The sequence below is a fragment of the Butyrivibrio sp. genome, from assembly GCF_017433805.1.
In the GTDB taxonomy this organism is placed as follows: Bacteria; Bacillota; Clostridia; order Lachnospirales; family Lachnospiraceae; genus Butyrivibrio.
In genome coordinates, this window is record NZ_JAFRGN010000064.1 from 1 (window position 1) to 21579 (window position 21579).

The following is a 21579-nucleotide window of genomic DNA, read 5'->3' on the forward strand; positions in this document are numbered from 1 at the left end:
CTCTTGCGATAAAGTCACACTCATGTGGACCATTTTCATCGATGATAAAGCCCTCTGGCCTTACTGCCACATATACTGATCTGTCAGCAGCGCCAGGAGCATCCATAACAACAGCTTCTCCGATATAGACCTTCTCATTTCTGATCTGGCCTGTAAATACATTGATCTGTGGGGTTCCAAGGAAACAAGCTACAAACAGATTAACAGGCTCATCATAGATTTCCTGGGGTTTACCCATCTGCTGCAGAACACCATCCTTCATAACTACGATAGTATCAGAAATACTCATGGCTTCTTCCTGGTCATGAGTAACAAAGACTGTTGTAATACCTGTTTCTACTTGAATTCTCTTAAGTTCTTCTCTTGTCTGCAGACGAAGTCTTGCATCCAGGTTAGATAAAGGTTCATCCAAAAGAAGTACCTGAGGTCTCTTAACCAGCGCTCTTGCAATGGCAACTCTCTGCTGCTGACCGCCAGACATCTCGTTAGGTCTTCTGTCCAAAAGCTCCTGAATCTGCACAAGTTTGGCCGCTTCCTGAACCTTGGCTTCCATTTCTTCCTTGGAAAGCTTCTTGTCTCCGCGGAAGTTCTCAAGAGGGAATCTGATATTCTCTCTTACAGTAAGATGTGGATAAAGAGCATAGTTCTGGAATACAAGGCCAACTCCTCTGTGCATAGGAGAAAGCTCTGTCACATCTGTATCTCCAAAGATAATACGTCCCTCTGTAGGCTTCTCAAGACCGCAGATGAGGTTAAGTGCTGTACTCTTGCCACAGCCAGACGGACCTAAGAGTCCAATCAGCTTGCCGTCTGGGATTTCAAAATTAAAATCATTAACGGCAATGACATCCTCTTTTATCTTCTTGTTTCTATTAGGAAACCTCTTGGTGACATGTTCCAAAACTACTTTCATACCCTGCTCCTCTTCCCACAACTACATTTATAAATAGTAAGGCTCTTTACATCTGATGCCTTACAACCTTGTATTCATCATTATCCTGATAATATGGACACTCCTTGTTACCACCGGCCATCATACGGCCATAGTCATCCTCATCCATATTAACCATGCAGACGTAGCACTCCCAGTCTTCGTCATATGCATAGTTGGCGCATGTATCACAGATCATACAAAATCCTCTCTCATAGGGTTAAAGATATCCAGAAGAATTCCAGCTTCCAGGCAAACACAGCCGTGTTCAACGCTGTCAGTCTTGAGCATTGTATCTCCTGCAGTAACTATCTTTTTAACACCATCTATCTCAAATTCAAATTTACCACTGACAACATAAGTGATCTGGGTATGTGGATGGTGGTGAAGCGCCCCGATAGCGCCCTTTTCAAAGGTATTCTCAACACACATAAGATCCTTATTATACGCAAGAACACGTCTTACAACTCCGTTACCAAGATCATTAGCGTTTGCATCCTCATGAAAAACCCATCTCTCGTCCATATTATATCCTCCAGTTTCTCATTGTATGATATACGAATTGCTCCATGACTAAAGTCATTTTCACAATTCTACAAATATTCGGAAATCGCTAATTTACTACGTAAATTGCTAATTCCTCATATTTGTTCGGGTCATAAAGTCAAAATGCTTAACATGCAAGCATGCACGCATTTCTGACTTTTGACTCCTATATCATAATATATCAAAAATTCATTGCATCCACATAGTTTTCTGCAAAATCCGACAGGTTTACAAGTTCTACAACCTGCGAATTATGAGCAATCTCTTCAAGCTCTTTTACAGACTTTTCACCCATTTCCTGGCTGGTAAGAAGGTCCACCAGAAAATACATACAGCCAACAAGCGCTGCGTTGGAAGCAGACCGCACCCATTTGGCACCTGAGGAAAAGAGCTTGAGACAGCTTATATTCTCTGGGTTAAAGCCCCTTGAAAAACCGCCGCTTACTTCTATAAGCTCAGGTACTCTTCCATTCAGAAGTTCTCTTTGAGCTGCCAGTAGCGCGGCCTTTCCAAGCTGTACATTTCTGATATCACTCTGGGTTATACGTATTCCATTTTCGCCATCAGTAAGCGGAAAGCCCTTCTCGAAATATTCCTCTGTCAAAAGACCTGTCTCATCCACTATCTTATTTCTAACCAGCTCTGAAACAGCCTCAAATACTCCAGTTCCGCAGATTCCCACAGGTTCTTTATTCTTGACTGTATCAAGCCTGATGCTAAATGCGTCTCCTTTTTTGTCTATACGAACTCCACATATAGCACCTGGAACAGCCGGCATTCCACAGGTAATTCCGCCCGCTTCAAATACAGGGCCTACAGCTGTGGAGGTTACAAAAAGCTTCTCTCCATCCCAAAACGCCATCTCTCCATTGGTTCCAAGGTCAAGGAAAAGAGCGCTGTTCTTCATTCTGGTCATGGCTATAGCATATATTCCAGATACAATATCGGCCCCAACAAAGGCTGATATTCCAGGCATTAAAATGACTCTTGTGTCAGATAAAAGCCCCTTAGATGCTCCTATAGAAGCATTCTCCAGAAGGTCACCTGCACTTATATTCTCTACATCAAGATTTACCGCCTTATATGGATATTTACCAAGACCAGAAACATCATAGCCCCTTAGCAGGTGGAGCATGGTGGTGTTTCCTGTAATGCAGATATAATCAAGCTTTGATACTTTATTATTAGTAGTCAGCTCTGAGACAAGCCCGGAAATATCCTCCTGGACTGTCCTTTGAAGTTCGCCTGCATGTCCTTCACCCGCAGCAGCTATCCTTGCTATAACATCTGCTCCAAAGCTCCTCTGATGGTTGATTCCGGATGTAATCTCAAAGATCTCTCTTTCCTTATCCTTGTTCAATCCAACAAGCATGGCTTCCAGGGTAGTTGTTCCAATATCAATGGCTATTCCCCAGCCTGTAACATCCTCGGGCTTCATCTTATCTTTTACCCTGGTTTTATAAGAGCTTTCTACCTCAATCTGTTCTTCTTTAGAAGCTGTGCCGTCTATCTCTATTTCACAGTCCTCTGTGACCATGCATCTGCACAGAAGCCTGTAGCCATCCTCTATTTCTTTTGCCGTCAAAAAGCTGCTATCCAAAGTGTTAGGACGTGGTGCTCCGCTAAGAAATCTGACTTTGCATTTACCGCACCTTCCAGTTCCTCCGCAGGGCATGGAAAAGAAAATCCCTGCATCAGCAATAAGCCCCTTAAGCTGTCTTCCTTTTGGAGCCTGCAACGATATCTTTTTCCCGTCTGTATTAATAGTGATGAGCAACTTCTTTTTTTCCATAAAAATATGATACACTATCCGCTTAAAATTATCACAAAAATGGTGCATTTTATGAGGATTTGTGCGAAAATATTAGTTGCTTAGGTATTAAACATAATATGGGTATGTATGAAAGGAGATTGTTATGGGACTTTTACAAGCAGCTCTTGTAGCTGGTGGCAGCGTACTTGCTGATCAGTGGAGAGATTATTTTTATTGCCCAGCTCTTTCAAGCGATGTGCTTATGACAAAGGGTGTTAAGAAGGCAGGAAAGGGTAATGAGAACATCATTTCAAACGGTTCAATCATCGCCGTTAACGAAGGACAGTGTATGATCCTCGTTGATCAGGGACAGATCACAGAAATCTGTGCTGAGGCTGGTGAGTTCGTTTATGATGTTTCAACAGAGCCTTCAATTTTCTATGGTGACCTTGGTGAGAATATTGTTAATTCTTTCAAGGAATTCGGTAAGAGAGTTGGTTTTGGCGGTGCTACAGCCAAGGATCAGCGCGTATATTTCGTTAATACCAAGGATATTCTTGGTAACAAGTATGGCACAGTTAATCCTGTTCCATTCCGCGTAGTTGACACAAATATCGGTCTTGATATTGATGTGAGCCTCAAGTGCCACGGTGAGTTCAGCTATCGTATTGTTGATCCTGTTCTCTTCTACAAGAACCTCTGCGGAAATGTTGAGGGTGAATTCACAAGAGACAGAATCGAATCACAGCTTAAGTCAGAGCTTCTTACAGCTCTTCAGCCTGCATTTGCCAAGATTTCTGAGATGGGAATCCGTTACAGCGCACTTCCAGGACATACAACAGAGATTTCTGATGCACTTAATGAAGTTCTTTCCAAGAAGTGGAATGATTTCTACGGTATCAAGATCTCTAACTTCGGCGTAAGCTCAGTTACAGCTTCAGAAGAAGATGAGAAGACAATCAAAGAGCTCCAGAGAGCAGGCGCTCTTAGAAATCCTAATATGGCTGCTGCTACACTCGCAAGCGCACAGGCTCAGGCTATGCAGGATGCTGCTAACAACACAGCAACTGGCCCTATGATGGCATTCGCAGGAATGAACATGGCTCAGCAGGCTGGCGGCATGAACGCTAACCAGCTCTTCCAGATGGGTGCTCAGCAGGCTCAGGCAGCTCCTCAGATGGCAGCTACAGGTGCAACCTGGACATGCTCATGTGGTGCTCCAAACAGTGGCAATTTCTGCACTAACTGCGGTAAGCCAAGACCAGCTACAGGTGCATGGACATGCGAATGTGGCGCAACAAATTCTGGAAACTTCTGCACTAACTGTGGAGCTCCAAGACACTAAAGCAATCTTTTATTAGCAGAGGAAATTATGGCTTTACACGAATATGAATGCCCCGCCTGTGGCGGGGCAATGGAATTTAATCCCAAAACTCAGAAGATCAAATGTCCTTATTGTAATTCCGAGTTTGATGTCAAGGATTATGTAGCTAACCACAACTCCTCCAGCACCGGCGAAGCAGCCGATGAATACACCAATCAGAGCACTACAGAGGACGGACAGCAGCTTTATATCTATAAGTGCGGCTCCTGCGGCGGAGAAATCCTCGCAACAGAGTCCCTTGGTTCCACCAAGTGTCCTTTCTGCAGTAACAACGTTGTTGTAAGCGAGAAGTTTACTGGTGAGTTCAAGCCTGACTATATAATTCCATTTAAGACCACAAAAGAAGATGCCATGAAAACCTACAGAGAACATGTCAGATCCAAGAAGCTTGTTCCCAAGGTTTTCCTGGATGAAAACCATATAGATGAGATAAAGGGTGTGTACGTTCCTTTCTGGCTCTTTGACGCTACTATGAGCTTTGATGGTACTTATGAAGGAACCAAGACCAGAACCTGGCAGGATAGCAAGTACGTCTACACTGAGACCAAGTACTACGAAGTCAAGAGATCTGGAACAGAGGATTTTGCCTTTGTACCAGTAGACGGATCCAAGGAAATGCCAGATGATCTCATGGAATCTCTTGAGCCATTTGATCACAATGAGATGGTACCTTTTAATATGGGATATCTTGCAGGCTTTCTTGCCAACAAGTACAACAATCCTGTAGATGCCATGAAGCCACGAGCAATGAACAGAATCAAAGCATCTATCATTTCTGACTTTAAGGCAACAATTAGTGGTTATGCGTCATTAAGACCAATTAATGAGGGAACTGGTATCGTAAGTTCATCCTACAAATATGCCATGTATCCGGTATATATCCTGAATACAACCTGGAAAGGCGAGAATTATCTTTTCGCCATGAATGGTCAGTCAGGCAAATTTGTCGGAAACCTGCCTCTTAGCTGGACACGGGCGCTTAAGTACTATATCCCTATAGCCGGTATTGCTACTCTTTTAGCATATCTTGTCTATTACTTTATAATCTGAAACTGAATTTAGGTATCTTTACAGTTATGAAAATAATAAGAAAACTACAAAAACATATTGCCCTGGCAATACTTGCTATTGTGCTGGCTACATTGATCATTCCGCTACCAGCAGTAAGAGCAGCTGAAGGCGATCTTTGGGATGAATATGCAATGCCCTCCACAAGGCAAAAAGAGCGACTTTTAGATAACGCAGAACTGTTAACTTCTGATGAGGAATCTGAACTTCTGGATGCTCTCAATTCCATAAGTGCCCGTCACAGAGCTAACGTTGCCATTCTCACTGTAGATTATCACAATGGTCCCATTCAGGATTACGCAGATGACTACTTTGACTACAATGGCTTCCAGGCTGACTATGATGGCTCAGGAATTCTTTTCATGCTGAGCATGGCTGACAGAGAATGGGCTATTTCTACACACGGCACTGCTGCCTATGTATTTACTGACTATGGTCAGGAAGAGCTCATGGATGAGATGCTCCCATATCTGGGCGACGGCGACTATTACGAGGCTTTTCAGAAATTCATAGAAGTATCTGAACGCTATTTTACTCTCTATGAAGAGGGCACACCTTACGATTATGGCTATAAGGACACAAGCCCGGCAGCTCTTCGCAAGGCATTTATAATCTGCCTGGTAATAGGCCTTATCATAGGCATCATCCCGCTACTTTGTATGGCCGGTGCACTTACATCAGTTAAGCCCAACAACAATGCTGCAGGCTATCAGATTCACAATGGACTCCATATGGCGATGCACAGGGATACGTATCTACGTTCCACAACATCCCGTACCAAGATTCCGGAAAATGACAGAAGCAGCAGCGGAGGCGGAAGTTCCTTCCACACTTCAAGCTCAGGTTCCAGCCACGGCGGAAGTCACGGACATTTCTAAATTAAATTATTATAAAGGCCAACAGGATTATCTGATCTTGTTGGTCTTATTTTTTATATATTATTAAGTGTTTTTGTTATCAGTTAGCTGTATACTATAAGGTAGACAATAGGAGGTCTGTAGTGAGTACAAAGGTCAGAATGCGGACTGTTTTAATGGCCCTGGGGGCCCTTATTTTGATGGGATTTGTTATCAGTTTCCTGGGATCAGACAGATTAAAATCTCCCAAGCATTTTAACCTGGTTCAGCTTGAAGAAGGCTGGACTGTTACTCATGCCCAGAAATCCTACACTCCTGACAAGCTCTCTGAAGTTGACATTGGAATCGCTGGTATAGACGACGTGATAACCCTGACCAAGATTCTGGATAACTATGACGTCAATCCTGCCACAATACACTTTAGAAGCATCCTTTCTGCAGTGGATATATATCTGGATCAGAAACTTATATATTCATCTGGATGGGACTATGTGGAAAAAGGCCTTATGCTCCCCAAAGTCCAGCATTTTGTAACTCTTCCTACTGATTATGTTGGAAAAGAGCTTACTATCGTCATTACTCCCAAGGAGAAAAATGCGTTTTCAGGCATATCACCAATTACACTTGGAAACAAAGAAGATATTTCCAGAGTTCTTGCCCAGGATGGTCGCCTTGCCCTTTTCATCGCGGTCTTCCTTGTTATGTTCGGCTTTGTGCTCCTTATCCTTTCTCCAATCCTTGTTTATAGCGGAAGCCATGACCTTAGTATCGGATTTAGCGGCTTTATTTCCGTGCTTTTAGGTCTATATATCCTGTGCTTCAATGATCTATTCTGGATCTTTACAGAAAATGCTTCCTTCTACACATTCCTTGAATACATGACTCTTTTCCTGCTGCCGGCATCAATTCTCTTATTCCTGTATACTGCCAAGCAGATCAATGGTCCTGTAATAGCAATGACACTTGGGCTTATTAACTTCGGCTTTGCAATAGTAACTTCTATTCTGCATTTTGCCAATGTTATCCACATCTGCCACTTCGTAACACATCTTCATTTCATAGCCCTTGTGGAAGGTTTGTTCGTCATTTCTTCTCTTGTCATTTCCGTATACAAGAGATATAAAACTCCGGATGAATTCAGATCCAAGAATATGTCAACAAATATGCTGCTTCTTGGACTTTTGTTATTCCTGTTCTGCTCAGTTGTAGATATTATCAAGTTCAATATCAGCAAGTACTTCAGCACTGGTGAAATGAACACCAACATCAACTTCCTGACTGTAGGTGCTCTTTTGTTCATGGTATGCCTTGTCCTTAATTACTTCTTCCACTGCATCGAATACATGAATGAATCCAATATGAAGCTGCAGCTTGAAGGTCTTGCATATACAGATAGCCTCACCTCCCTTGCTAACCGCTCCAAGTGCGAGCTTTCTCTTGCAGAACTTGAAGGCGACTATACTATCGTAAGTATCGATCTGGACTATCTCAAATATACCAATGACAACTTCGGCCATCTTGAAGGCGACCGTCTTATAAGCGAGTTTGCAAATATCCTTGGCAACAGCTTTACTGACGCTTCACTTATAGGCAGAATGGGCGGCGATGAATTCATCGTGATCCTTCCATATATTGATGAAAGCAGAATCAGCCGTGACATTGATTGCTTCAACGATCTTTTGGAATACAAAAACAAGCAGGAGACTCACCTGAAATTCTCTGCATCCTACGGTTTTGCTAATTCAAGTGACGAAAAGATTCAGGATTCACCTACTGCTCAGAATGTATACCTTCTCGCAGATGCCAGAATGTATAAGATGAAAAATGCCCATCACAAGCAGTCTCTGGGAAGACTTTACAACGACCTTGTTAAAAAGATAGGCAAGGAAGGAGGCTCTAATGAATAAGACAAAGAGACTCCCTTCCCTTTTGATTTCCCTGTTCATTGTCGTCTTCATAATAATCGGTGGTAAAGCAGCCCTTTATACTTCTCCAGTTCACGAGATGACGACACTGGAAGATGGCTGGCTTATAAGCGTCAATAATTCAGATTTTACTGAAGTATCCATGTGGCATGCCTATAAGGGCTTTGAAAGAAGCCTTGTCCCCGGTGACCATGTCATCATGAAATACGTGCTTCCAGATACAAATTTACCCAATCCTGTTGTATTATTCAGGACAAGGTACACTACTTTGTCATGCTATATAGACGGACATAAAATATTCAGCTATGGGGATGAATACTATAAGGCAGGCAAATTTATTGGCAAGATGTACCATATGATCTCATTGCCTACTGACTATGCAGGCAAGACCTTGGTCTTTGACATGTATGCAGGAGAACCCAACGCCTTTAAATCGCTTCATGCACCAATTCTAGGCTCCCACACAGATATAAGTGGAACCTTTGTAAGAGACAACCTGATAATCATAGCTACTGGCATGTTTATGTTTGTCTTTGGTCTCACATTCCTGTGCATAGCTATGGTATTTGTCAACTTCGTGCCAGAAGTAAAGAGCCTTCTTGTTGGATCCCTATTCTGCATGAATCTGGCAGCATGGTTATTATCCTACTACAATGTCCTTTCATTCTTTATCTATACAGAAAGGGAATCCGAGATAGAATATTTCACTATGTATCTGGTAGTCCCTTATTGCTACTGGTTGCTGTATTATATCAAGGATCTCCAGAAAGACAGAATTTATCGGGCTATTATGGTGGTAAGCATATCTGTACCTACGCTACAGTACCTGCTTCATTATATCTTTAACATACACCTTAGGGTCACCCTCCCTATGTACCACATCGTGGCCATTCTCGGATTTGCGGTGCTGCTATATTACGCAGTAGTGACTAATAAGCACATAAAAGAAGCCCCGGCATCAACTGTAATACAGCTCTTCGGACTACTTTCTTTTGCTACCGGCCATTTCATCCATCTGATAATATATGTGCTCGAGGTCAATAACATCAAAACAAATGAAATATTCAATAAAGCTGTTATTTCCGTAGCCTGCCTAGTCTTTGCAATCTGTCAGCTTGCAACTTACCTGGTTTACATCACTGCTACCTATGCCAAGAGACAAGAGAACATATCCCTCTCTCATCTGGCATATGCAGATGGTCTTACCAATCTTGCAAACAGATCCAAGGCCGACAAGCTCATGGAAGAACTAAACAGTGCTTCTGATGATTACTGCATCATGAGTATCGACTTAAATGGCCTAAAAGATGTAAATGACAAATTCGGACATCCTGCAGGAGACAGATATATCAAAGAATTTGCCAAGGTTTTGTCTAATACATTCGAAGAAGATGATTTCTATGCCAGAATAGGCGGCGATGAATTCCTGGTTGTACTGCGCGATGCAGCTCTTCGGGATATAGACGGACTTATTGGAAGAATGAACAGTGCCCTTAATGTTATGAACGCACTCTATCCAGAATACAAGAGAAGCGTATCCACGGGCTTTGCTTTCAGACATGAATGTGTGGAGAATAACTCTCATGAAGTATATCTCCTGGCAGATCAGCGAATGTATGAGAACAAACGCCGAATGCACCAGGAGCTTGGAATTCGCCCTCGCTTATAACGAAGGCAACAAATAGACATTTCAGATGATGAAGTGCAGCATAATAAATACAGCAAGGAATGCCAGATTGGCCACAGTGAAATACACAATGTAGGCCGTCTGGCGTTCTTTATATGTTGCAGAAAAGAACTTAAAGGAAATAAGGCTCGCCATTGATGCAATAAGCGTTCCAAGACCGCCAGCGTTAACTCCCACAAGGAGCTCTTTGTAATTTGCTGTAAATCCTGACAGCATCAAAGTTGCTGGAACATTACTGATAAACTGGCTGGCGATGACTGCTACCATAAACTCTCTTCCAGATGTCACGGAGCCCAGGAATTCTTTTACCGAATCAATTCTGGCCATGTTTCCAGTGAAAATAAAGAATCCGATAAAAGTCAAAAGCAGCATGTAATCTGCTCTAAGGAGTATCTTAAAATCCATTCCGGCCACAATCACCAGAACTATAATAGCCATCACATACCATGGAATAACTCTGAGTACGGACAAGATAGCGATTACAAAAAGAACTGCATAGATCACAATCTGTCTCATACTACCAAAGGACTTAACTATATTGTATTCTGAGTCCATGACAACATCTGCGCCCTTACCCGGCAAAAGAAAAATGCACAGGACAAGCATAACTGCTGCTGCCGCTGTAAATGGAAGCATACAGAGCACAAAATCCTCGATGGACATCTGTGTGATGCCGTATAAATAGAGGTTCTGAGGGTTACCAACAGGTGTAGCCATACTTCCAAGGTTAGCTGCTATAGTCTGGAAGACGATAACAGGAATCATCATGTCTTCTCTTTTGCAACCCTTGAGTACCAGCATTCCAAAGGGAACAAAGGTGATAAGCGCCACATCATTAGTGATGAGCATACTGCCGAAAAAGCACATAAAGATAAGCGCTGCAGCAAGCTGCCAGGCTTTGGATGCCTTGCCCATAAGGAGCTGTCCTATCTTCTCGAATACTGAGTTCTCCTTAAGTCCCTGAATGATGACCATAAGCCCCCACAATATTCCAAGGGATCTGAAATCTATATAGCCAAGATAATCAGAATCTGGTTTTACAAAAAATGCTGATATAAATGCCAGTATCCATGCTATATACAGCACTGGGTCTGATTTAAGCTTTTTGAAAAAATCTGTAGACAATGTCTGTTCCCTCTTTTTCTGAAATAACATGATCAAGACCAAACACTAAAGGCTCAGCCTCACCTATTATACCCCTTGTATAAACTTGTGCAATGGCATTGGAACAAACTCTGCAATCATAGATATCTCGTAGCTTCCCAGCTTCTCCCCACTCGACATCTTCCCATTTCAGGACGTTTACCATAAATTCATGGAGGATCCTGGCAGCAACTTTTTTGGTTATTTGCAGTGACAGGTTTTCCTCAGGGTATTTATCAAGAAAATATTCCAGATAATACCCCAGATTATCCACCTGCAGATCTCCCTCATATACCTCAGAATATCTTTCTATCAAAAGATCAAAAAACTCTTTTTCTGTCATGTATTACCTTTCACACTGCTTTTACATTACAGGAGAAATCTCAAGTGTAACGTTATCACAGGCCTTAAGCCCCTTAACTTCAAAGACTCCAGTAGTGTTCTCTGTAATCTCGCCTGTCCATAAGTCTTTAACCTGATACTTATCGCACTTATAGATCCAGTCTCCAAGCGCTTTCTTAAGGTCGCAGAGCTTGACTGAATAAGTTTCATCCTTATCCTCTTCACTTACATTTATGAAGCTAAGGGCAAATCTGTTGCCTGTAAGAGGTTTACATAGGATATCAACTCGGTTAATATCGCGGATATATTCCTTGTCCGGAGCTTCCTTAGCAAGGCTACAGTACACACGCTTAGCCTGAAGTCCAAGCGCATCCTGATTAAGCGCGATCACATCCTTATTGGCAATGATATTGTAGAGCTCATCGCCCTTTTCAACTCTTCTAAGATCAAGTCCCAGCATAAGAGGAGAATTCATCATACTCCACATTGTCATGTGAGTCTTGTTCTGAACAGTGTTAAGGCCATTCATTCCGATCATCATCATGTCAGGGTCATTCCAGCCCTTATCAAGGCCTGCAAACTCATCCATGATGACAGCCTTGCTATACTGAGTTGCCACGCTTGTGGTATAATCTCCAGTCCAGGTTCCAACGCCGGGATCTCCATCTCGTCCAACTCTGAAGGTAATGTCATTGAGTATTCTCCAGGAATCACACACCTTGTATGCCCAGTTCTGAGGCTGTGTCTTGCCCCATTCACAAGCTGAGTAGATTATTTCGTTATCAGGAGCGATTCTATTAAGCTCTTTTAACAGCCTGGCATAGGAGTTAAGAGTGTTCTCCTGACGGCGATGGTTCATAAGACGAATTACGCACTTTCCCTCTGAAAGGGTAAAAGAAATCTCTGAATTCTCCTCAAGGAAATCATCATAAACATAGCTGGTTTCTCCAGCCTGTTCTACTGCAACCTGAAGCCAACTGCCAATCTCAGGTTCCTTGCCATTTCTGTGATCAACACTTAAGGTGTACTCACCAGCCTTGGTTATATCAGCCTCGATGCGAAGCTCTCCGCTCTGAAGGCCAACAGGAGAATTCTCAGGACCTGTTCCGTCGAAGGTTCCGATATTTGTAAAATAGAGCTTTCCATCTATTTCAGTTGTCTTGATGCCGCTTCCTGTTGTCTCGATGTTCTTGCCAACAGCAAACTCAAAAGTCTCACCCTGACCAGAAAGCCTTGCTCCTGAAATGGCTGGAGCATATGTATATCTGGCATTTTCCGGATTAGAAAATGTAGCATTATCAAACAGATAATAGCAGTTATCTACCTTGAGGAAATCAACGCCCCACTCCAGGTAGTTCTCTGCATCCTCAGCTTCGTGGCCACAGGTTCCAACCTCTGCGCCTGCACACAGATTAGTTCCTATATCATTGTACATGCCAAATTTAAGCCCTTTTGAATGAATATAATCAGAAAGAGCTCTGAATCCGCTTGGGAACTTAACTTCTTCATTGGAAAGTCTGCCATCTACGCGGTGGTCCTTGTAGCAGCCATCGTCCAGAATAATATATTTATAGCCCAGCTTATCTAGACCAAGCTCCACAAACTTATCAGCCATAGCCTTGGTAAGCCCCTCAGTATTACCACTTCCAAAAGCATTCCAGCTATTCCAGCCCATTGCTGGAAGTCTGTTTTTCTTTTTATTAAACAGTACCCTGCCATTATCAAATGAATCGTATCTTCCCTCTGCCTCTAATCTGTCAGGTGTCATTTCATATCTCCTCTAGTATTTATAAGCTTTAAGTTTCCTCAATTATCTCACTACCATAACTAGTTGTCATTTCACTCATTGCTCTCAACATGTAGAATGATGCTAAATTCATTGCAATTATCTATCTTTCGTGGTTTAATGTGTATTATTTTATATCTGAGGTTCACAATGCAGTTAAAAGATTTACTAATTTATAATGACATTGTTATTCAATGCCACGACAACCCGGATGCCGATGCACTTGCTTCCGGCTATGGTCTTTATTGGTATTTTAAGAAACAGGGAAAAGAGCCACGTTTTATCTATAGAGGCAGAAACGAGCTCCAGAAGAGCAACCTTCTGATCATGGTAAAAGAGCTGAATATTCCCGTAACATATGCTCCAGATTTTGATGAAACACCTGAGCTTCTGTTAACAGTAGACTGCCAGTATGGTCAGAGAAACGTATCTACTACCAACGCTCAGAACATCGCAATCATAGATCATCATCAGAAAACAGTAGCTCTGCCAGAGCTCTCCGAAGTTCGCAGCAACATCGGAAGCTGTTCAACTATTGTTTGGGATATGATAGATGCTGAAGGAATCAGCGTTGATGACAACATTCATCTTTCTACAGCGCTGTACTACGGCCTTTTTACTGACACAAACAAGCTCTCAGAGGTTTCACACCCTCTGGACAGAGACATGCTTGATAGCCTTAATATCAATCACAGCCTGATAACACAAATGAGTAATTCTAATATTTCTCTTGGAGAATTTGTCATAACCGGCAAAGCTATTCTCTCCTATGAGTATTTTGAGAATAACCACTATCTTATTCTTGAGGCTGAGCCTTGCGATCCAAATATCCTCGGTGTAATAAGTGACTTCTCTCTAGAGACAGCCGGAGTAGATGTATGCCTTGCTTATTATGTAAGTGCAAACGAGATCAAATTCTCAGTCCGCAGTTGTACCAAGGAAGTACATGCAGATGAGCTTGCTGCCCACCTTGCAGAAGGCTACGGCGGTGGCGGTGGTCATAGATATAAGGCTGGCGGATCAATGCGTCCTGAGAAGCTGGACAGATCTGCTTCTTCCATTTTGCACAGCCGCATGAAAAGCTACTTTGAAGAATATGACATTATGTATGCTTCCAAGGCCAACCTTTCAACAGAAGGTCTGAACCTTTATCAGAAACAACCAGTGGAAGTTGGATGTGTGAAGCTATCCGATGTATTTCCTCAGGGAACTAACGTATCTATAAGAGCTCTCGAAGGTGACATCAGCGTCAGAATTGGCAGCGGCGATTATCTGATGATTGGAACTCTTGGCGAGATATATCCTATTTCAGAAGCCAAGCTCAAAAAGACCTATGAACTTGTTTCTGATCACTATGAAAAAGAGTTTGAATATACTCCTAAGGTTACAGATCTTTCCTCAGGAGAAAAAAGACTTGTTCCATCCTATGCCAAGACAGTAAGAAGTAAGGATTCTTCAATGATCTACGCTTTCCCTCTCAAAAAGAAGGTTAAGCTGTTCACCTCCTGGGATGAAGAAAACTACTACACCGGAGATATCGGCGACTACATGGCAATAAGAAAAGATGACCCTTCTGATATCTATATTATTAAAGGTCACCTGTTCTCATCTTTATATTCACAATGTTGAAAAATGCGCTATGGATACTTAACTCCATAGCGCATTTCTATTATCTATAATTACTCGTTGGCGTTACCCTTAAAAATAACAATGCCCTTTTTCTTGAACTTCTTAACTGGCTCAGCTGAAGCTGCTGCAGGCTTTTCTGCTGGCTTCTCAGCTGGCTTAGCTACTGCTTCCTTTTTAGGAGCTGCTTTTTTAGGTGCTGCTGGCTTCTTAGTTACTCCTGCTGCCTCTGCAACCTGGGCTACAACTGATGTCTTCTTAGGCGCTGCCTTCTTTTCAGAAGTCTCTGCCTTAGGTGCTGGACGAGTAGCTGCCTTAGCTGCTGCCTCTGCTGCTACCTTGGCTGGATCACCAAGCTTCATTGTAAGAGCAATTCTCTTTTTGTCGAGCTCAACATCAAGAACCTGAACATCTACGATATCGCCAACGCTTACAGCCTCAAGCGGATGCTTGATGAACTTATCAGTAATATGAGAAATGTGTACAAGTCCGTCCTGATGAACACCTATATCTACGAAACAACCAAAGTCGATTACGTTTCTGACTGTTCCCTTAAGGATCATTCCTGGCTTAAGATCCTTCATATCAAGAACATCGCTTCTAAGGATAGGAGCTGGCATGTTCTCACGAGGGTCTCTTGAAGGCTTCTCAAGCTCGCTGAGGATATCTGAAAGAGTGATCTCACCGATTCCAAGCTCCTCTGAAAGCTTTTTCTTCTCAGCCTCTGTAACCTTCTTGGAAAGGCTTCCTACTGATGTAGCAGCTGCTGTCTCAGTAGCTTTGCTCTCTGACTTCTTGTTAGAATCAGCCTTGTTATCATCAACTACTGCAAGATTGCTACCTGCAAGAGCTGCTGCAAGGGCTGCTCCCATAGCTGTGCTGGTATTGCGGATAACTACCTGCTTAGGCTTCTTCTGTGGACGTGGCTTCTCTTCCTTCTGAGCTACTGGCTTCTCAAGAGCAGCCTTAGCTGCATTCTTCTGAGCTGCGCGAACATCATCAAAAGTGATTCCAAGCTTGTCCATGAGCTTAAGAGTTGCTTCATAGGACTCTGGATGTACACTTGTAGCATCAAGAGGGTTCTCACCATCAGCGATTCTAAGGAATCCTGCGCACTGCTCGTATGCCTTAGGTCCGAGCTTAGGTACGTTGAGGAGTTCTGCTCTACTCTTAAACTTACCATTCTCTTCTCTGTAATCTACGATATTCTTGGCAATAACCTTACTGATACCAGAAATATACTGAAGAAGTGGTGCAGATGCAGTATTAAGATCAACACCAACCTTGTTAACACAATCTTCTACAACACCCTCAAGGGTCTCACCGAGCTTCTTCTGGTTCATATCGTGCTGATACTGACCAACACCGATTGACTTAGGATCAATCTTAACCAGCTCTGCAAGAGGATCCTGAAGTCTTCTTGCGATAGAAGCTGCACTTCTCTGTCCCACATCAAACTGAGGGAATTCTTCTGTAGCAAGCTTACTTGCTGAATATACAGAAGCACCAGCCTCGTTAACAATAACGTACTGAACAGGCTTATCAAGCTCTTTGATAAGCTCTACGATTACCTGCTCTGACTCACGGGATGCTGTTCCGTTACCAACTGAAATAAGATCAACATCGTATTTATCAATAAGTTTCTTGAGCTCTACCTTGGACTCCTCAACCTTGTTCTGAGGAGCTGTAGGATAAATAACCTTGGTATCAAGCACCTTCCCTGTAGCATCTACGATAGCAAGCTTACAGCCTGTTCTGAAAGCTGGGTCCCATCCAAGAACAGTCTTACCTGCAATTGGAGGAGCCATGAGAAGCTGAGTTAAGTTCTTACCAAATACTGAAATAGCGCCGTCCTCTGCCTTCTCTGTAAGCTCATTTCTAATGTCACGCTCGATAGCTGGAGCTATGAGTCTTTCGTAAGCATCCTGATTGATCTCCTCAATAACAGGAGTAGTAATAGGATTGTCGTTTTTGATCATCTTCTTGTTGAGGAACTGTAATATCTGCTCCTCTGGAGCCTCGATCTTAACCACGAGGAACTTCTCTGCCTCTCCTCTGTTAAGAGCAAGTACTCTGTGTCCGAGAACCTTCTTGATTGGCTCTTCGTAGCCATAGTACATCTCATATACGCTCTGAGCCTTCTCATCCTTGGCCTTACTGGTCAGGATACCCTGCTCCATAGTAGCTTCTCTGATATATGTTCTGAAATCTGCGTTATCTGAAACATCCTCAGCAATGATATCCATTGCTCCCTGAAGAGCTTCTGCAGCATCGTTTACACCCTTCTCCTCATCAACGAAGGCTGCTGCCTCCTCTGCGAGAGGCTTTGTAGTCTCCTGTGCCAAAAGAATCTCTGCAAGACCTTCAAGCCCCTTCTCTCTTGCAATGCTGGCTCTTGTCTTTCTCTTTGGTCTATATGGAAGATAAAGATCCTCGATAGCAACCATTGTCTCAGCAGCAATGATCTTGGCCTTAAGTTCATCAGTCATCTTGCCCTGTTCTTCGATAGATGCAAGAACCTGCTCACGTCTCTCCTCAAGGCTGCGCAGATACTTGAGTCTCTCATCAAGGTTACGAAGCTGTTCATCGTTAAGAGAACCAGTAACTTCCTTACGGTATCTGGAGATAAAAGGAATAGTGTTACCCTCATCGATCAGCTTGACTGCTGCCTCAACCTGCCACTTTTCAACGTTAAGTTCTTCTTTGATCTTTAATACAATATCCATGTTTTCCTCGCTAAAACTATAAGTCATTATCTTCTGTTCTCGAAAAATAATACTAATTTTCAATTAATTTTTCATGAACAGCGTACACCCCATATTATACCAAGCCTTTTGCACTGTTTTCAAGACTTAGGGGAAGCCCCAAATCGTTGTAAAAAAGGCATATTTATTGTAGAATCTATAGTAAGAACCTATGTTTGAGAGGAACAGTTTTGATGGGTGACGGGGACAATCAGTACTTTTACAATAACTACAATTACAACAAAGCTCACAATGAGCTTGATAAGCATGTTAACTTAGCAACCCTGAGCCTTGTATTAGGGCTTATTTCCATTCCCTTTTGTTTCTTTATGTACACGGGAATCATCCTTGGTGGAATAGCAATAGTGATGGCCATCCTTTCCAAAGGAACAGCACAGAGATTGCTTCCACAGGCCAAAAAGGGAATATTTTATGGCAGTATTGGAGTTGTTTTAGGATATGCAGTTCTGATTTCAAGTATCCATAATCTTGTTACAGATCCTACATATCGTCAGCAACTCAATCAGTTTTCGGAGCAGTATTACGGAGAGAGCATGGACGATATGCTCAAAGAGTTAGGTGTAGAGCTACAGGCTCAGTAATTCGCTTTCTCTTTTCCGTAGAAAGAGGTACCCATGAGTATGATAGGTGCAATCGGAAGTGGATATGGTGCCTATGCCGGATTAGGAATCTCTAACCGCGCGCCAGCACAGGAAGCCAAGCCTATACTCAACCCTAATGAATCAACTACTACGGCTCCTGGCAAAAAATCATCTCCTGCAGAGTGCGAAACCTGCAAGAACCGCAAATATCAGGATGGTTCAGATGAGATGGTTTCTTTCAAGACGGCACAGCATATAAGTCCTCAGTCCGCAGGCGCAAGAATTCGCGGCCATGAGGCAGAGCACGTGAGCAATGCTTACAAGGATGCGGCCATGAATAATGGCAAGGTTTTACAGGCATCTGTTTCCATAAAGACAGCAGTGTGTCCCGAGTGTGGACGCGTTTATGTCAGCGGTGGGGAGACCGCAACCAAGATCAAATACAGTAACGAAGATAACCCTTACCAGAAATCCCGCAAAGACATGGACAAGCAGGGACTTTTGGGCGCCAATATCGATCTGGCAGGCTAAAGAAGGTTGTCGGGGGAGCATAAATGTCAACAATATCTACAGCACAGCTTAAGGCTATCGCCAAAGAGAGAGCTCTGGACAGATACGGAACTCTTATTTTCGCGAACATTCTTATTTTTGTCATACAGGTAATTATCTCTGGTATTACCACTGTGGCTTCCTCTGGTAGTATCATCATTTTTGTAATCAATCAGCTTATCTCTTTAATAGTGAGTATTCTCCTTGGTATCCTTTCATCTGGTAAAGCATACCTTTATATGAATCTGGTTTATTCACAGACCATTTCTGCATCTGATATTTTCTTTGGTCTTAAGCAGCATCCGGAGAAGGCAGTAGTTATCCAGTCAGTTTTTGTTATTGCCAATTTTGTCGTAACTCTGCCATCATCACTGATTCTGTTCTTTGCTAACCAGTCTTCTTCAATAGACCTTTATCTTACGAACATTATCGTCTTGATAGTTGGTATCATTATCAACATTTATATATCTTTGGTTTATTCACAGGCATTTTTCCTTCTCCATGATTTTCCTGACAGATCAGCCAAAGATCTTCTAGCTACCAGCCGTCGACTTATGAAAGGCAAAAAGCTCAAACTCTTTTTATTAGAGCTTAGCTTTGTACCACTTTATATATTTGGTATCATCACACTGTTCGTACCTCTTTTATGGATCAGTGTGTACAGATATGCCAGCGTAGCAGTCTTTTACCAGAAACTTATCTCTGATGCAGGAAATACCACTACCAGTGAGGAGGATGAGTATGGACTTAATTGATGCAATCCGTGCAATCGATAAGCCACACGAGGACGATGTATTAAACAAACTCTATACTATCTGGGGAGAGAACCTTGATAAATTCAATGTTCTCAAGGAATATCCCCGCCCTCAGTTTCAGAGAAACAGCTATATCAACTTAAATGGTGACTGGGAGTATTGCATCGTACCACAGGAAACAGGTGGTAGTATCCCTTCACAGATGGATGGTCACATTCTCGTGCCATTCTCTCCTGAATCAATTCTATCCGGCGTCGAGAGACGTCTTGAGCCCTACCAGTTCCTCTGGTACAAAAAGACTCTTCCAACACTTACAAGAAAAAAGGCTAATTCAAGATTTCTTCTCCACTTTGGAGCAGTAGATCAGTTTGCTGAAATATACATCAATTCAACACTTGTGGGTTCTCATAGCGGTGGTTATCTTCCATTTACTCTGGATATAACTGAATATCTGGCCTACGAACCCGACAGGCTTACTACCAGTGAGAATCTGCTGACAGTCAAGGTTACTGATACCAGCGACTCTTCCTATCACAGCAGAGGCAAGCAGACTCTTAAGCGAGGCGGAATGTATTACACTGCCCAGAGCGGAATCTGGCAGACAGTCTGGATTGAAGAGGTTCCTGATACTTATATCAGAGAGCTTCGCATAAGACCTGAATCAGATCTTAAGACAGTTTCAATCGAGGTTTCTACCAACAAACCAAGTAAAGTAACTGTCAAGATTCCGGGCAGAGAGATGGTCAAATCTCCCTCCTCCTCTGACTCCTGCGATACAGCTTTTACCGGAGATTTCTCTTTTTCCTCAGACACCTATCCCAGCATAGGCGAGGATCACTCTGCAATTACGCCTAGCTATTATCACTTTAATTTTACTTTGGACGATCCGCATCTGTGGAGTCCTGAGGATCCATACTTGTATCCTCTTCAGATCAGTACTGAGGAAGACCATGTGGATTCATATTTTGCCATGCGTTATTACTCCATAGAAAAAGATGCAGCTGGCATAAACCGCTTTTGCTTAAACCACGCTCCATACTTTTTGATGGGCGTTCTGGACCAGGGCTATTGGCCAGATGGTCTTTATACTGCGCCTTCTGATGAAGCGCTTATATTCGACATAAAGGAAATGAAAAGACTTCACTTCAATATGCTCAGGAAGCATATCAAGGTAGAAGCTGCCAGATGGTACTATCACTGCGACAGACTCGGAATGATAGTATGGCAGGATATGGTAAGCGGAGGTTCCTCCTACGCCAAGCCAGTGGTTTCATATCTGCCAACTCTTTTCCCTAAGATGTTTGGAAGAATGCCAGATGGCCCAACTACCTACAAGGCCTTCTCCAGAAGCTCCGCGGAAGGACGTAAGGAATGGCTAAAAGAGATGCAGAACACTATCAGATACCTCTATAACGTCCCAAGTATCGCAACCTGGGTACTGTTCAACGAGGGCTGGGGTCAGTTCAACGCTGCAAGTGCCACAATAACGGCAAGAGAGCTGGATGATACAAGGCCTATCGATCAGGCCAGCGGATGGTTTGATGAAGGAAGCGGCGATTTCAGAAGTGTTCACAACTATTTCAGACCACTTACTGTTGAGCGAGATCCAAATGGCAGAGCCTTTGTCATTTCTGAATATGGCGGATTTACACTCCATATTGATGGACACAGCAGTGTTGACAGAGTGTACGGCTATAAAAAATACGACACCCTGGATCAACTGGGTGTCGCATACTACAATCTTATTAATGGTTCAATCAAGCCTCTCATCACTGAAGGTCTTGCCGGCGCTGTATATACACAGCTAAGTGACGTAGAGGAAGAAGTAAATGGTCTCATGACATATGACAGACGATTTACCAAGATCAATCCCGATATTGA

Annotated in this window: 18 protein-coding genes; 10 read left to right on the forward strand and 8 right to left on the reverse strand. The window is 42.8% G+C overall.

What is annotated here, in order from left to right:
• From IJI01_RS13975 to IJI01_RS13990, 4 genes are all read right to left on the reverse strand, one after another.
• On the reverse strand, positions 1–913 hold a 913-nt coding region (locus tag IJI01_RS13975; protein ID WP_292191726.1), incomplete at its 3' end, for an ABC transporter ATP-binding protein.
• A gap of 46 nt (positions 914–959) precedes the next feature.
• Positions 960–1130 carry a DUF6472 family protein gene (locus IJI01_RS13980; protein WP_196805073.1) on the reverse strand — a complete coding sequence of 57 codons (171 nt, stop codon included), beginning with the start codon at positions 1128–1130 and terminating at the stop codon, positions 960–962.
• Positions 1127–1456 (reverse strand): cupin domain-containing protein, encoded by a 330-nt coding sequence (locus IJI01_RS13985; RefSeq protein ID WP_292191735.1) that lies wholly within the window; start codon positions 1454–1456, stop codon positions 1127–1129. Before IJI01_RS13985 ends, IJI01_RS13980 begins: the two co-directional genes overlap by 4 nt.
• 202 nt (positions 1457–1658) lie before the next feature.
• Positions 1659–3269: an ASKHA domain-containing protein gene (locus IJI01_RS13990; protein WP_292191737.1), complete on the reverse strand. Its 1611-nt coding sequence runs from the start codon at positions 3267–3269 to the stop codon at positions 1659–1661.
• A 124-nt stretch (positions 3270–3393) separates the two neighbouring features.
• Between IJI01_RS13990 and IJI01_RS13995 the strand changes: the two genes are divergently transcribed.
• The 5 genes from IJI01_RS13995 to IJI01_RS14015 all read left to right on the forward strand — a co-directional run bounded on the left by IJI01_RS13995 (position 3394) and on the right by IJI01_RS14015 (position 10133).
• Complete coding sequence (locus tag IJI01_RS13995) at positions 3394–4575, forward strand: SPFH domain-containing protein (RefSeq protein WP_292191740.1); 1182 nt, start codon at positions 3394–3396, stop codon at positions 4573–4575.
• Positions 4576–4602: 27 nt separating this feature from the next.
• Complete coding sequence (locus IJI01_RS14000) at positions 4603–5664, forward strand: hypothetical protein (protein ID WP_292191743.1); 1062 nt, start codon at positions 4603–4605, stop codon at positions 5662–5664.
• 26 nt (positions 5665–5690) lie between these two features.
• A complete protein-coding gene (locus tag IJI01_RS14005) occupies positions 5691–6560 on the forward strand; it encodes a TPM domain-containing protein (protein WP_292191746.1) in 870 nt (289 codons plus the stop codon).
• A 122-nt stretch (positions 6561–6682) separates the two neighbouring features.
• Positions 6683–8446, forward strand: coding sequence for a GGDEF domain-containing protein (locus tag IJI01_RS14010; protein WP_292191748.1), 1764 nt, complete (start codon positions 6683–6685; stop codon positions 8444–8446).
• A complete protein-coding gene (locus tag IJI01_RS14015; protein ID WP_292191751.1) occupies positions 8439–10133 on the forward strand; it encodes a GGDEF domain-containing protein in 1695 nt (564 codons plus the stop codon). Before IJI01_RS14010 ends, IJI01_RS14015 begins: the two co-directional genes overlap by 8 nt.
• Before the next feature lie 21 nt (positions 10134–10154).
• Here IJI01_RS14015 and IJI01_RS14020 read toward each other — a convergent pair whose 3' ends face one another.
• Genes IJI01_RS14020 through IJI01_RS14030 form a run of 3 tightly spaced genes read right to left on the reverse strand, consistent with a single transcriptional unit; the run spans position 10155 to position 13404 of the window.
• A complete protein-coding gene (locus IJI01_RS14020; protein ID WP_292191753.1) occupies positions 10155–11276 on the reverse strand; it encodes an SLC13 family permease in 1122 nt (373 codons plus the stop codon).
• On the reverse strand, positions 11248–11637 hold the full coding sequence (locus tag IJI01_RS14025; protein ID WP_292191755.1) for a hypothetical protein: 390 nt from the start codon (positions 11635–11637) through the stop codon (positions 11248–11250). The genes IJI01_RS14020 and IJI01_RS14025 overlap by 29 nt, the downstream gene beginning before the upstream one ends.
• A gap of 21 nt (positions 11638–11658) precedes the next feature.
• Complete coding sequence (locus tag IJI01_RS14030) at positions 11659–13404, reverse strand: glycoside hydrolase family 27 protein (RefSeq protein WP_292191758.1); 1746 nt, start codon at positions 13402–13404, stop codon at positions 11659–11661.
• Positions 13405–13572: 168 nt separating this feature from the next.
• On the opposite strand from IJI01_RS14030, the gene IJI01_RS14035 reads away from it, so the two are divergent.
• Positions 13573–15051, forward strand: a complete 1479-nt coding sequence (locus IJI01_RS14035) for a DHH family phosphoesterase (protein WP_292191761.1) — start codon at positions 13573–13575, stop codon at positions 15049–15051.
• A gap of 50 nt (positions 15052–15101) precedes the next feature.
• Here the strand turns inward: IJI01_RS14035 and IJI01_RS14040 are convergent, their stop codons facing one another.
• Complete coding sequence (locus tag IJI01_RS14040) at positions 15102–17774, reverse strand: Tex family protein (protein ID WP_292191764.1); 2673 nt, start codon at positions 17772–17774, stop codon at positions 15102–15104.
• A 212-nt stretch (positions 17775–17986) separates the two neighbouring features.
• On the opposite strand from IJI01_RS14040, the gene IJI01_RS14045 reads away from it, so the two are divergent.
• From IJI01_RS14045 to IJI01_RS14060, 4 genes are all read left to right on the forward strand, one after another.
• Positions 17987–18394: a hypothetical protein gene (locus IJI01_RS14045; RefSeq protein WP_292191767.1), complete on the forward strand. Its 408-nt coding sequence runs from the start codon at positions 17987–17989 to the stop codon at positions 18392–18394.
• A 33-nt stretch (positions 18395–18427) separates the two neighbouring features.
• Positions 18428–18925, forward strand: coding sequence for a hypothetical protein (locus IJI01_RS14050; RefSeq protein ID WP_292191770.1), 498 nt, complete (start codon positions 18428–18430; stop codon positions 18923–18925).
• 23 nt (positions 18926–18948) lie between these two features.
• A complete protein-coding gene (locus tag IJI01_RS14055; RefSeq protein WP_292191773.1) occupies positions 18949–19698 on the forward strand; it encodes a DUF975 family protein in 750 nt (249 codons plus the stop codon).
• Positions 19685–21579 (forward strand): glycoside hydrolase family 2 protein (locus IJI01_RS14060; RefSeq protein WP_292191776.1); only part of this gene is annotated, 1895 nt, incomplete at its 3' end. The genes IJI01_RS14055 and IJI01_RS14060, both read left to right, overlap by 14 nt.